Consider the following 2,810-nt stretch of genomic DNA (forward strand, 5'->3'; position numbering starts at 1 on the left):
GCAGCAGCATGACGCTTCACCTCCACAGCCCAACCGGGAACGCCCTCAAGGTCCGAATCGCCATCGAGCTGACGAACGCGACGCCGCACGTCCCACCCGGTCAGTTGCCGCACCAGCGCAGCGACTTCGCGCTCGCCGCTCTTGCCCTTGTTTCGACTCATCGCGCTCATCGGGACGCCCTCTCGACGTGTTGTGTCGCGGTGGCTGGCGTCGAAGGCTGGGTCAAGTTGTCCAAGTTGTCCAAGCCTGAAACGTTGGACAAGTTGGACAAGTTGCCGGGTTTGGACAACTTGGGAATGCTCCAGTACCACCGGTTCTCCGCACCCCTTCGCTTGACAACGTTCAGCGATTCCGAAGCCCGGCGGATGGTCCGCCATGCCAAGCCAGCGGCCTTGCCTTCGGCCTCGACGGTCTTCACCGGTACCAAGTCATCGCCCAGCACCTCACGCAGAAAGGCTGCCGCTGCATCCTGAGCGTTTGTCTCCTCGGTCTCATCCTCAGGGTCCCGCAGCAGTTCGCGGGCAGTGCCCTGCACGGCGGCTCCCCACTCGATGCGCGAAGCCTGAATGCCTGGCAGCGTCTCGACCTGTGCGATGGAGTACTCGAACCCGCCGTCGTCGGGGCCGATGTTCGATTTGCCGCGGGCCAGAATGCGCCTGTCCTCTCCGTTCTCGCCATGCACCTTGGCGGCAACCAACACCACTCGCGCCACTGCGGTGAACGCTACGGAGCCAACCACGCGAGATGCCGGGTCCTGCCCTTGACCGCCTTTGCTGAAGTGCGAGATGCCGACCAATGCTGCGCCGATGGAGGCCGCAAGGTCCACGAGTGGCTGCAGTGCGCGTCTAACCTCGGTGTTCTTGTGGCTGTCGCCCGTGACGGCTGAAACCACCGGGTCCACGACGATGAGACGCACGTCGCCAATGCGAGATGCTTGCGCCGTAAGCTGGGTCATGTCAGTCGCCGGGTCGAACGGCTGCAGTTCGCCATTCGTGCGAGTGCCGGAGATGAAGTGCACGCGGCGTTTGTCCGCTCCGGCAGCGATGAGGCGAGGCAGTAGGGTGTCGGCAGGGTTATCCTCACCGGACCAGACAAGGACGTTCCCACGGTCGCAGCGCGAGCCATCCGGCCAGAGTCCGCCGACGGTGACGGTTGCGGCCATCGCGAGCGCAAGGGTCGTCTTTCCCTGTCCGGGTGCGCCGGCCAGGATGTGCAGCTTCCCCAGGGCCAACCAGTCGCGCCAGAGCCACGAGACTGGCTGAGGGGTGAGGTCTGCACCGCTGAGCAGGACCACGCCATCCGCTTCAGGCTCCTTGGCGCCATCTAGCAGCACCTCCAGGGCGTCGAAGCCTTCCCGCGTCGCGTAGTCGTTCACGTCGTCGTTCGCCTTCCACCCCGTGGGCATCGCCACGAATCGACCTCCGACATCCCGGGCGATGGCCTCGGCATCGCGCTCCTTCCCAACGTCAGGCACGACTACCAGGCGAGCCGAGGAGTCGCGCTGTCGCATTTCGGCCGCCACCGCTCGGACCCGGCCCCATCCGAAGCACACGACGGACGGTGAGCCGGTCGCCTTCCAGCAAGCCCAAGCCTGGCCGATGCCCTCGCACAGGTAAGCCGTGGCACCTGTCGAAAGGTCCCCGACGACGAACACGCCGGCCATGCTGGCGCCGGGGAGGTTCAGCTTCTTCCCGGACCCAGGCGGCTGGATGAACTGCAGCGAGGTCAGGGCGCCGTCGAAGGTCTGGACCGGGACAACCAAGGCGCCGGCCATCGGGGCGCCTGCGATGCGCAACGGGTCAGAGGCAGGAACCACCCGCAAGCCAGCCGCGTTGCCCCGCTTGGTCGCGATGTAGGGATGGCTCTCAGGCGCTGGCTTGCAGCGTTCCCATAAGTCGGCCGCGGTTTGGTTCGACTGAGCGCGTGCAGGCGGTTCGGGCGTCCTTGTCGCGGGTCTTTCGGTGCGAGCCCGTGCCGACCGCCCACGCCGCGTCGGGCTCCAACCGTTCTGCACGGCTGTCTTGAACAGCGTTCCCGGTCCAATACCTTCCGCACGCTTGATGGAGTCCCACACTGACCGCGCGTCGCGTTCGTTGTAGCTCGACGCTTGCGCGCTCCACTGGTGGAACGTCTCGGCATCGACGCCAGCGGCCTTGGCAGCCATCGCGAGCTTCACCCACTCGTCACGCGGGCAGTCCGGGTCGCAAGCATGTAGCGCATCTCGGGCGCGTTCGAGGTCAGCGAGCATGCATTTCCCCCGCCATGAGCGCGAGTGCCTCGGCCACGAACTTGGCAGGCAGCTTGTAGAGCGCGATGGTCCGACCGGGATGCTCCTCGGTAGGGCTCGGCACCTCGATGGTCGAGATGGGCCAGCCTAGCGCACGAAGCTGGAACACGATGGCGGCCAGGCGCCAGGAGCCGCAGCCGGCCAGGAAGTCGGGATGGTCGAATACCCTGCCGTCGAGGAACAGCTTCAGTGCGCGGTCGGCGAGGCTGTTGCGCTTGGGCCAGGTCGGGCAGAATGGCGGCGGCTCGAGGAACGACAGTTGCTCGCCGGAGGCCCCGTCTGCTTGGTCGCTGGTCGGGGCCTTCTTCATTCGAGTGCCCCCATCACCGCGCCACCTTGCCGGCGGCGTTGCGCAGGTTCCGACTGATGAATAGCTCAAGGTCCGCCCGACGATACCGGACGTGATGACCGAGCTTGAAGAAGGGCAGGACTACTCGGTTCGTACTGCGCCAGACCGAGAGCGTTGCCTCTGGGACGCTCAGCAGTGCCGCGGTCTGCTTCGGCGTGAGGATGTCGCCGAGCG

At 66.0% G+C, this 2,810-nt stretch carries 3 protein-coding genes; all 3 read right to left on the reverse strand.

The window, feature by feature from the left end:
- Positions 1–166 precede the first annotated feature (166 nt).
- The gene (locus tag AB7U92_RS25300) at positions 167–2,248 is read right to left on the reverse strand and encodes an AAA family ATPase (RefSeq protein WP_428583335.1); all 2,082 of its coding nucleotides are present in this window, start codon (positions 2,246–2,248) and stop codon (positions 167–169) included.
- Positions 2,238–2,597: a hypothetical protein gene (locus tag AB7U92_RS25305; protein WP_428583337.1), complete on the reverse strand. Its 360-nt coding sequence runs from the start codon at positions 2,595–2,597 to the stop codon at positions 2,238–2,240. Before AB7U92_RS25305 ends, AB7U92_RS25300 begins: the two co-directional genes overlap by 11 nt.
- A 13-nt stretch (positions 2,598–2,610) precedes the next feature.
- Positions 2,611–2,810 (reverse strand): helix-turn-helix domain-containing protein (locus tag AB7U92_RS25310; RefSeq protein WP_428583339.1); only part of this gene is annotated, 200 nt, incomplete at its 5' end.

The sequence above is a fragment of the Piscinibacter sp. genome, from assembly GCF_050175855.1.
In the GTDB taxonomy this organism is placed as follows: domain Bacteria; phylum Pseudomonadota; class Gammaproteobacteria; order Burkholderiales; family Burkholderiaceae_C; genus Piscinibacter.